Source organism: Daejeonella sp. (genome assembly GCF_044232565.1).
GTDB lineage: Bacteria > Bacteroidota > Bacteroidia > Sphingobacteriales > Sphingobacteriaceae > Daejeonella.
Map to the genome: position 1 here is coordinate 1 of NZ_JBIILQ010000322.1, position 10,999 is coordinate 10,999.

Annotated in this window: 3 protein-coding genes; all 3 read left to right on the plus strand. The window is 38.8% G+C overall.

What is annotated here, in order from left to right; all coding sequences use genetic code 11:
- A partial coding sequence (locus tag ACILQF_RS12780; RefSeq protein ID WP_395627785.1) for a beta strand repeat-containing protein occupies positions 1-3,581 on the plus strand: 3,581 nt, incomplete at its 5' end.
- A 422-nt stretch (positions 3,582-4,003) separates the two neighbouring features.
- Positions 4,004-5,521 (plus strand): thioredoxin-like domain-containing protein, encoded by a 1,518-nt coding sequence (locus tag ACILQF_RS12785; protein ID WP_395627786.1) that lies wholly within the window; start codon positions 4,004-4,006, stop codon positions 5,519-5,521.
- 989 nt (positions 5,522-6,510) lie between these two features.
- A partial coding sequence (locus tag ACILQF_RS12790; RefSeq protein ID WP_395627787.1) for a beta strand repeat-containing protein occupies positions 6,511-10,999 on the plus strand: 4,489 nt, incomplete at its 3' end.

Consider the following 10,999-nt stretch of genomic DNA (forward strand, 5'->3'; position numbering starts at 1 on the left):
TGGTAAGTGGCGCAGTAGCTGGAAATGGAAGATATGCAACTTTAACAGCTGCTTTAGCTGCCATTAATGGTAGTGCACAAACGGCTGCTATCATTAATATTTCGGTAGAAGGAAATACAGATGAAGCTCAAAATTCAGCAATTTTAAAGTCCGGTGCTTGGACTTCACTAAGCATTAAACCAGTTGGCGCAAGAACGATAACTGGAGCAACGCTTGCAGGAAAACCTTTAATTGACTTAAGCGGGGCCGATAATGTAACCATTGATGGCTTAAATACTGGTGGAAATTCATTGACATTAGCCAATACCACGGTTTCAGCTACTGCGGGAACTGCTACCATTCGTTTTATCAATGATGCAAACAATAATACCATTACCAATTGCACCATAGCAGGTTCGAGCACCTTAGCTACTACAGGAACAATATTCTTTTCAACGGGAACCACAAGTGGCAATGATGGCAATACTGTTTCTAATTGCGCCATTACTCCTGCAGGAAGTAATTTACCCGTAAATGCCATTTATTCGGCCGGATCTTCAACGTCAATTGATAACAGTGGCAATACCATTAACAACAATGCCATTCAAGATTATTTTAGCCCTACCCTTTCATCAGCGGGAATTCTTTTAGCATCAAACAGTGCTATATGGACCATTACCAATAACAAACTTTTTCAAACGGCAACACGAACTGTAAGTGCTAATAGTGTAACCATACGAGGTATCGGAGTAATAACAGCTTCAGCAGGGGGTTATACCATTAGCAATAACACCATTGGTTTTGCTAATACATCGGGTACCGGTACAACGACTTATACTGGAGTATTTACCACTCTTTATCGTGGCATGGAGTTAAGCGGTAATACTACAATCTCAACCATACAAGGTAACACGGTAGCAGGAATTAATTTTACAACAGCCACATCTTCAACAGGTGGGGCAGGGGTATTTTCTGGTATTGCAGTAAATTCGGGTTCAGTAAATATTGGCACCACCACTGGCAATACCATAGGAAGCAGCTCTGCCTTAAGTAGTATTGTAATTAATAACACCATTGTAACAGCTAATAGAATTAACGGAATTTATGTGTCATCGGCCAGTGCTACCTCTGCTATTCAAAATAATATCGTGGGTGGATTTAGTACAGGTGCTGGGCCTACATTTGGTTATAGTTTTATAGGCATTGCAAGCGAAGGTGCATCGGGTAACTTTACCATTAGTGACAACACCATTGGAAGCACCTCGCTTGCCAACTCCATTATGATGGGTGATGCCAATACAACCACTGGCGTTTGTACTATCAATGGAATCGACAATGTGGCAACATTAGGTACAATTGCCATCAACAACAATATCATTTCAAATGCCTCCGTTTTTGGTACAGGCGGCACCTCTACTGGAATAAGCAATACTGCAGCAGCTGCTACCTTATCAATAAACACTAATATCATTCGTAATTTTACAATCAATAATACTACTGCTAATTTTACGGGTATTGTAAACTCTGGGGCTGTTAGCACTTCTATTGCTATAAATAACAATTTATTAGGCGATGCCACAGGTGGTTTAGTTTCTTATTCTGTAGCGAACAGCGGAGCTTTGCTTGGAATTTCTAATACAGCAGGCACTTCAGCGGCCACATTATCCATTCAAAACAATGATATAAGAGGAATTGTGCATTCGGTAGCAGGAAGCAGCGCTCATAATTACATTATTAACTCTGCTGCTACTTTATCACAAAATATCAGTGGCAATACTTTTACTAATTTAAATGTGAATACAAATGGAGCTGTAATGTTTATCAAAAATTATGTGGCTTTGCCAGCCAATGGCGTTCAAACCATTAACAACAACAGCATTGTTACAGGTTTTACTAAAACGGGTACATTGGGTTCTGTTGTTATTTTTGAAACTTACGCAACTTCTAATGCTTCTGCTACCATTACCAATTCTGGCAATAATTTTTCTAATATCAACATTGCAGGGTCATCTTCAACTGACGGATGGATGCAAGGAGATCAGGGTAGTGGTACTAAAACGGTTAGCAACAATGTTTTCCGCAACTGGACAATAGGTTCGGGAATAGCCACTCCATTATGGGTAGAAGACACCGGTATTAATAAAACTGAAGTATTTAACAATACTATAGACGGTATTACTACGGCAGACGGTATTCAAGCTGGTATTGTTTTAGTCATAAAGGGAGTTTTAAGCTGTTATGGAAATACCGTTACAAATCTAGCTGCTACAAGAACAGATATTAGCCTACGAGTTGAGGGTATTCGAATATTAGGGTTTGCTGTCGCAAATTCTGCTGAACCCAATAAGATTTACAATAACACCGTAAGTGGATTGTTTAATGCAGGAGGAGTTGGTGACAACCGTACCGTAGGAATAGGGACTTCGGGTGGAGCAAAATCGTTTGTTTTTTCTATTTACAACAATACCATCAGTAATATATCTACCTCAGGCACTGGTAATCATCAATTATTTCCATTGTTTCTGTTTAATTGTAAAACTGGGAATGCTTACAACAATAAAATTTATAATATTTCTTCAACTGGTATTGCGTCTCCAACATTACCTACCGTTACTGGCATTGCTGTTTTTCTTTCAAGTCTTCCAGGTGGCGGCACTTGGAACGTTTACAATAACCTTGTTTCAGATTTAAGAGCACCAAATACATCCAACAAAAATTCAGCTGTTGTAGGAGTATATTTTGCTGATGATAATGCGGGTTTTGGTTTGCAATCTGGTTTGTGTAATTTGTATTTCAATACCATCAATTTAAATGCCTCTTCCACAGTATCTGATTTTGGTACGGCTGGCATATATCACGGCAATACAGGCATTGTTTTGGATATGCGCAATAACATTATTAACAATACTTCTACTGCTTCGGGTACCGGTAAAATAACAGCACTTTTGCGTTCTGCTGCAGGTACTAGATACGGTACCACTTATTCATCAACATCTAACAACAACTTATTTTATGCTGGTTTGCCTAGTGTTAGTAATAATTTGTTATCACCAGATGGTATTACTATTACACAAACGCTAGCAGAACTTAAAATGAACCTTGCACCCAGAGAGTCTAATACTACAAGTGGAGCAGTTTCCTTTTTGAGTTTAGATGGTACTTCAAGTGATTTTTTACGACCTAATTTTACAAATTCAGCCACTTCTGCTTTGATTAATGATAAAGCAACATCAATAAGTTCAATTACAAAGGATTTTGCAGGTATTACCAGAGGAACACTTCCGGATATTGGTGCTTATGAATGGCGTGCAGTAGTTTCTGCTTATGTCTGCAACACTGCATCAACAGGAACAATGACAATGGGAGTACCTGTGTCGGGCGTTACGCAAACCATAACAGCTACAGTTACCACAATAGGAACCTATAATATTACGGCAGTTGCCAATGGAGTAACTTTTTCTGGCATTGGAACTTTTGCAGCAACAGGAGACCAAAGCGTTGTTTTAACAGCTACTGGTACGCCAATTGCAACAGGTATTAATAGTTTTATTTTAAACACTGCACCCAATTGTAGTTTTGATAGAACCACAGTTGCAAACTAAAGTTCTAATGTTACAACATTAGAACTTTAGTTTGCAATTGTACTACCGCTTCGGCAGGAACATGGATTTAGGAACGCCTGTATCAGGAGTAACACATATCATTACCGCTACCGTAGCTACAGTAGTTAAATATAGTATTACTACCACACCAAACTGGCTTAATGTTAATAGAATAGGGCTCATCAATTGATTGAAATCAACAAAGCTTACTTACTATAAAGTTAAAAATGTAACAGTATGATTATTTTATACTTATTAAAAACCTAAAAGGAGTTGTTAAAATCTTGATGTTGTATTTGTTTAGGGAGTCCGAAGACTCCTCTTCATTTGATAATCCGTAGAGACGCTACGCTTAACTCTACGGACAGACGAATCTGTATCATTTGTCAATTAAAGGGGGAGACTTACATATTCAGGATGGTATGAATTTAAATATTGCCCAAAAAGTCAATATTTCAAAAATGATAAATTATAAAATACAAAAACAAACAAGGAATAATACCAGCTCTTTTGCTAGAATGTGTAATTTTGCAGAAATTATATTTTTTGTCATGCACTTCCGAATCTTCAAACTAATTTTAATATTGAGCGTGTTAGCCATTTCGAGCTATGCGCAAAATTCCATCAGCGGTAATTTATCTCAGCTAAAAAGCCAAACTATTCGTTTGGTGGGGTTTAATGGCTTTGGTATTTATACCCTTGATAGTACACAGGTAAACGAGCAGGGAGATTTTAAATTAACGTTTTCTGATAAAGACTTAGGCATGGGCTATATCACTGCTGCAGATAATAAACCCTATTTTGTAGTATTAGCTAAAGAACAAATTCAGATCAAGGGCGAAGTGCTGAGTGCCGCCGATGGCATAGTTATACTAACAGGAAACGAGAATATAGCCTTCGTAAATTATGCTAAAGAACATGCTAAGCGCGAACAAGCCTTGAGTGCATGGGATTATCTGCAAAAAATATATCTTGGCGATGCCTTATTTTTAAGTCAAAAAACAGCCCAAGCTTCCATCTTATCAGAGATACAACGCATAAAAAAACAAGATGCTGCCTTTCTTACAAATTTACCCGCATCATCTTATGTGACTTGGTATTTACCTGTACGTAAACTAATCAGTTCCGTGTCGGTGGTTGCGCAATACAAAACCGAGGAAATTCCAGCTACCATTGCTGCTTTTAGGAGTATAAACTATGCTGATTCCCGATTATACAAAAGTGGTTTGCTAAGAGACGCCCTGGAAAGCCATTATTGGTTATTAGAAAATAGGGGATTAGCTTTGGATACTATTTTTAAGGATATGAATGTAAGTACAGATGTGCTGTTGAAATCCGTTTCAAAAAATGAAAGCTTATACAATGAAATTACCAAATACCTGTTTGATTATTTCGAAAAACATAGTTTGTTTCAGTCGGCAGAATATTTAGCACTCAAAGCCCTAAGTCAAAAAACGATTCCCCTAAATTCTAATCTTTCTAAGCAATTAGAAACTTACCGAATCATGAAAATTGGCAATATCGCCCCTGATATTCTTTTTACAGGCGATATAGTTAAAAATGGTAGCGCAATCAATAGCCCTACTCGTTTATCAGAACTAAGCTCCAAGTACAAAGTGGTAATTTTTGGTGCCAGCTGGTGCACTGCTTGTTCCGAAGAAATGGCGCAACTACTTCCGCTCTATAAGAAATGGAATGCAAAAGGGATAGAAGTTGTTTTTGTATCAATGGACACCGATAAAAAGACCTTCCTAGAGTATTCCAGTGTGATGCCTTTCATAAGCACCTGCGATTATAAAAAGTGGGATACCCAAGCCGCTAAAGATTATTATGTTTCTAGCTCACCCACCATCTATTTATTGGGTAAAAACAATGAAATAATCTTGCGCCCTCGCTTGGTTAAAGCAATTGATGCCTGGGTTGATTATAATATGAAATAATTGGGAATGGCCAATGTGGGATATTGTCAAAACAGATAGACGGCTCCTCGATTCCTCAATTATTTTTTACAAGATATGCGTGGCATATTTTAAATCATAAAAACAAAAACCCGCAATTTTCCTCAATCCGGAATTACGACTGGTATGCTTGGGCATACGCTCTCCACTCAATAGTTCAAATTCTATTTGGTAGTGAATCCGACTGCCTTTTTCTCGCTTAAGTAATCAGAATTAGCTTCTTCTCCAAAATGCTCGGTATCAGTCGGGAGAATCTGTACAGGCAAACCAATGAGTTACATTCTGATTAATCGCATTCAGTTATAAAGGTTTAAAAAGGCTAATGGCTTTTGGAGTCACGATCTTAAACAATGCAAGCTTTAAAACAGCAATAAACAATAGAAATTTATGTACTGTAGAACAACAATGTTTTTATTATAAATATTGTTTAAGGGATTTATTCATAAATTATTTTTTTTAAGCTATAGGTAATTATAAATCACTTGAGCTAATAAATTTCGAAACTTCTTGAATTAGCGTCAAGTGCATTTTAATTTCTAATAAATCTATTTGGTCCTATTTTTTAAAAAATAGGACTGATTTCATCGCAGAAAGTCATAATGGATAAAATTATATGCTAAAATTTGCGTGCTGAAAAATATTCTTAGAAAAGCTATTGAAATCTAACTGTTCAAATAAAGTGAAAAAACAAAGCTTTGGTTTTTCTTTTATTTGGGTTTTAGACTATAGTGAATAGACTCTTTAAGATATAAATACTAAAGCTTTTGATCATACATAAAAAACTCATACTCAGTTTATGTTGATTAATGTGTTTTGAATTGATTCGGCAAGCATTAGTTATTTACGGCTATTTAAAATTGAAATCTAATAAAATCATGATAAATTCTACCCAAAAAATTGTTTTCACAAGTTTATTCAAATCAAAGTTCAAAGTTGTTTTTGTACTAGCTTTTCTTTTTTTGAATAGTTTAATGGCAAATAGCCAAACACTTATAAGTGTATCTTTTAATAATGGAGCTATCGGTGTTCAAGGAACTAATCCCCAGCAATTGAATAGCCTTCAAAGTTTTCAATCACTTCAAGTTTCAAAGGCGTTTTTTATACAAAACTCAAGTACAAATCAATTTTTTGCCCAAGGGAACGATATTCCCGGAACGTTGAGGCTAGTAACCACTTCTAATCAATTTTTAGATGTTGCTGGAGCCATTGTGTGGAGAGAGGGAAACAATGGTAGTTTTATCGGATTTATTCCTAATCCTACAAATGCCTTTTCGACTAACTTAAATACTGTTGGCGGAGCCAATTATACTATCAATCAAAATTCAAATTTTGCAATAGTATACAATAATAAGTCATTCACTTTCACAAGCGGAACATTAAGGGGAGATGCGGCAACCAGTTCTGTATTAAATGATCTGAACGATTATTTAGCAATTTTCAATGCTGCTCGACCAGCAGGTCCAGTAACCGTTACTCCACAAACTACGGCTTCTACTACCCCAACTATAACGGGTACAGCCACTTTAGGTAGTGGGGAAACGCTCAGTATTGAGTTTAATGGGGTTGTGTACACTACAGCTTCTGGAGTTGCAATTTCTGGAAATACCTGGTCTTTCACAGTTCCTAGTGCCTTGTCTGCGGGAACATATAGTGTTGTTGCAACTATTACTAAGTCTGGAGGATATTCCTTATCCGATAATACCAATGAAGAATTAATAATTTCAAGTGTAAACTTTGCCAGTTTAGGTTGTATTACCATAGTGGCAAGTGGCGGAGATGCTGTAGGGTCTACTTGGAACTATGCGAACAATACAATTACGCCCACTTCATCTACAGCTGTAAGTTTGAACGTTTCAGACGTGCTCGCAAAAATGGCTTCAGGGAACTTGAAAATCGAGTCAAATTGTATTATTGTAAATTCAGCGGTTACCAACAGCAGCAATGCATCTAGTCTAACACTCGGTAGAGTAGGAAGTACAAATACAGTAGTAATAAATGCTCCCATATCTACTGCTGGATCAATCATATCTTATGCTAATTTAATTACAACCAATTCAAATTTAACTAGCTCTGCCGCTGCAACCATTTCACTCTTAGCAAATAGTGGTCTTCGCTTTGGAAATGCGGGAATCACTTTGCAATCTCAAGGAGGAAACCTGATCTTATCATCAGACTACGATGCAAACAGTAATGGAAATATTATTTCGGAAGGAGCTTTAACCCTTACGTCCAATGGAGGAGCCATTCGATTGGGAGGTGGCTCAACGGGTACTGATTTTGCATACGGAACGGGTAATTCTAACCTTGCCTATGACAATCAAAATCCGGGTATTTGGGTAAAAGGCGCGGTAAATATCAATTCTGGTAATGGAGACATTTCTATAAAGGGATATGCTGCAAATGCATCACCGACAATACAACATGCAACCGCTTGGGGAGTTGGTCTTGGACTTGGCTCTTCAGTTTCATCTCCAGGAAATGCGGTTTCAATCAATAGTGGTTCGGGTAAAATATTTGTAGAAGGTTGGGCTAGGAACCCAACTGGAAGCAATTCCAATTCTTTTGGTGTGGTGTTTAATAACTGGGAGGGGATTACCACTCAACCCTTGACCATTTCTTCTGCAAATACCACAGCGGATGCAATCACGTTAATTGGTAATACTCAAAACACCATAAATGGCCAGCGCTATAAAAATAGCCTTCGTTTTTTTAGTGATGCAACGAGCATTACTGCCACAGGAGCAGGTGGTGGAATTACCCTTTCTGCGAAAACATTTGCTGGTAATGATCATCCTCAAATTGCTTGGGCTGGCGGAAATATTTTAGCCGCCTCAGGTCCAATTACCATTAATTCGGAAAAAGGCGCCTTGTATTTGGAAGGTGATTTGTACCTAGGTTCTAAAAGTGGAGTTACAGGAAACACAAGCAGTACCTCAACTATTCGCCTTTCTTTGGATAATTATATCGTTGCTTCCGGAAAGCAAACCAGAATAGCTTCGACGGGTCAAGCAACTATTGAACCTTTTGAAGCTAGTTTTAAAGATTATCTATCGATAGTTCAATCTTTCACTACAGCTACTGGATGGGCATTTAATCAAAATTCTCAGACTTTAACAGGTCTTACAATAGGTAAACCTTTGAATAACTCTGATGTCACGTTGGCAAATGCTGCCACCGTTGCGGGACCAATTACTGCTTATGGCAACGACGTGACAGTTTCTGGAGCCCTTGCTTCTACTGCGTCTGGTAGTGATGTATTGGTAAAATCATCGAGATCTGCGATTGTAACGGCTAATATCACGACCAATGGAGGAGACATTACCATTTGGACGGATAGCGATGCGAATGGAACAGGAGGAATTAGAGTAAATGATAACGTGGATCTAGATTCTAGAACACAGACAGACAGAACAGCAAGCACAAACACTACAGGTGGCGGTAAAATTTCTCTAGCGGGCGGCTTAGATGATGCAGGTGCAGCATCTGGTGCAGGTACGTTAACAACAGGTTTAACATCTGGAGATGGATATCCTGATGGATACGCTGTAAACTCAGGAAGTACAGTTACGCAATCTGGTATTGTTTTAGGTACAAGTACTTCAGCAACTGGTCATAATGCAAATATTAATTTGCTTTCTGGAGGTGGACATGTTCGTCTTCATGGATTGGTTACTTCGAATAATAATAGTAATGGCCCTACTGGTATTTTGGCCTTTCATGGACATACTATCAATGCAGGAACAAGTGGAGATATAGTTTTATTAGGTAATGCTGCCGTAACAATTGGGCAATATGCCTTTGGTTTGGATTTAGCCGCTTGGCGCGAAAATAGCTACACAGCAAGTGAAATAATTCGTACTGTAAATGGTAATATTTCTGTCATTGGTAGAGCTTCTGGCGGAACCGCCGAAAATATCGCAATAGCGATTGATGGTAAAGACGACAAACGTAATATTTTTGCAGCCACAGGAAGTGGAACCATAACATTTAATGGTTTAGCAACTGGTACCGCTGCTAGAGATTTTCGAATCACCAATGCCGATATTCTCTCTGCCAGTGGGGTAATTACCCTACAGACGGAAGGCTCTACTGGCATAGCTGTGGGTGGATATAATATTGGAGACGGATTATTTTTAGGCCAAAAAGCAGGCAGTTTGGTTACTGCGTCTACCAGCAATATAGTGCTAAAAACCAATGCCTTATCTACAACAAACAAGCCGATTGATTTTAATACAAGCGGTACCGTTACAATTGAGCCATTTGGCACTAGTTTTGGTGCAGCACAATCTATTTCAAACGTAACTTTTGCCAATACGATAACGAGTTTGACTCTTGGAAAATCAACGAATACCGCAGGTATTACCCTAGCCTCTCCAGCAACTATCGCTGGTCCGGTTACCATGCATGGAGGAGCACTTGCCATCAATTCGGCCACTACAGCAACTAACAGCAACATCAACCTTCACGCCACTGGCGCGGTAAGCCAAACAGCGGCTCTTACAGCCAATGGTTTAGGCTTACATGGTACAGGAACCTTCGCTTTAACGAATACTGGAAACAATGTAGCTACGATAGCTGGGGGAGACAATAGCAACAAGCTGGGTAGCTTGAGCTATGTAGATGCGAGTGGAGGATTGACGATTGGCACTGTGAACCCGACGGGGATTTACTCCACAGGAGTAGTTCTAATCGAGACTTTGTCTGGAAACCTGACCTTGTCAGAAAATGTGGCTACCACTAATACCACCGCGAATGCCATCACCCTAAATGCCGGCAAATCGACTGCAATAGGAACTGCTACTGGTGGAGATATCATAGTTTCTGGTACACCAACCCTGACCACCGGAACGGGAGGTATTGCCAGATTATTTAGTGGAAGTGAAGCATCGAGCACCAATTTAACTACCTTGGTTGGCGGATCTTCCAACAGAAGAAATGAGGTTGACGAAACAAGCGGTAGCTTTTCGCCTGTGCTTGCGGCAAATAATTCTTATGCCCTTTATAGAGAAGCATTAATTTGTTCACCGCTTACCGCACCAACCGCGCCAGCTACCCAGTTATTTTGTCCAGGGGCAACAGTTGTTACCTTAGTAGCTACAGCTGGTTCTGGCGAAACTATACAGTGGTTTACGGCGCCTACAGGCGGTACGGCACTTGCCACATCTGCTTCTTTAACATCAGGCATTTATTATGCGGAAGCAATTAATTCTAATAACTGTGTAAGCCCCAGAACAGCAGTTACTGTGGCTACAAATAATGCACTTCATTTTGATGGTACGGATGATAAGGTAAATCTAACTTCAACTTCATTGCAGGATGGTGCAACAGCTTTTACCATTGAAGCCTGGATTAAGCCTGATAACTCAAACTGGGATGATCGGTACCATGCTATTTTTGGCAATCAAACAAGTGGAGATGCTAATTCAAGAAATCCATCATTCTATTTAAAACAAGGTAAAA